The organism is Paraburkholderia sp. SIMBA_027, assembly GCF_046535315.1.
Classification (GTDB): Bacteria; Pseudomonadota; Gammaproteobacteria; order Burkholderiales; family Burkholderiaceae; genus Paraburkholderia; species Paraburkholderia tropica.
The window spans coordinates 1-245 of sequence record NZ_JAWRWY010001363.1 but is presented as its reverse complement, the minus strand read 5'-3'; the positions used below and the strand labels follow the sequence as shown (position 1 = coordinate 245).

The following is a 245-nucleotide window of genomic DNA, read 5'->3' as shown; positions in this document are numbered from 1 at the left end:
ATTTCCCTGTTCTCAATCGCGCCTTCTGCTGTAGCTGCTCAAATCGTTCCAGCAACTCGGCTACATTGCCACCGGCCACTACATGCTTCGACATCTTCTCGCCGCTGCCTGGCGACAACGAAGTGATCAACCAGGTCGATCGGCTCAGTTCCAATGACACAAAAATTGCGCCAAGATCGATGCGGACAGCGGTCGGTTGAATGGATGCAGGTTCCATAAACTGCTCCTCCTGAGCGAGTGTTTAG

General features: G+C 53.1%; 1 pseudogene. It reads right to left on the bottom strand.

The window, feature by feature from the left end:
* Positions 1-217, bottom strand: a pseudogene (locus SB764_RS43630) (IS110 family transposase); the annotation flags it as partial.
* Between the last annotated feature and the right edge of the window lie 28 nt (positions 218-245).